The following is a 246-nucleotide window of genomic DNA, read 5'->3' as shown; positions in this document are numbered from 1 at the left end:
CACTCGACGAGGTCATCGTGACCATGCGCGAGACCGGCAAGGACATGAGCTCCAAATACAAGGAAACAGCCATGGGCGGCCTCGCCGTCAACGTCGTGGCCTGCTGAGTTAGCGCTCCTGCTTAATTACTAGGAAAGAGAACAATGACGCTGGCACCAGAAGGCCGGAAAATGCTGCGGATCGAGCAGCGCAATGCGGCCACCCCGGTGGAACGCAAACCGGACTGGATCAAGGCCAAGGTCCAGA

At 58.5% G+C, this 246-nt stretch carries 1 protein-coding gene and 1 pseudogene; both read left to right on the top strand.

Going from position 1 to position 246, the window contains the following annotated elements:
- The coding region (locus AC5RWD_RS23390; RefSeq protein WP_494022290.1) for an L-serine ammonia-lyase, iron-sulfur-dependent, subunit alpha at positions 1–107 on the top strand (107 nt) is incomplete at its 5' end.
- A 36-nt stretch (positions 108–143) separates the two neighbouring features.
- Positions 144–246: pseudogene (locus AC5RWD_RS23385) on the top strand (lipoyl synthase); the annotation flags it as partial.

Source organism: Arthrobacter sp. CMU6 (genome assembly GCF_059090205.1).
This window is presented reverse-complemented; position numbering and strand designations above follow the sequence as displayed.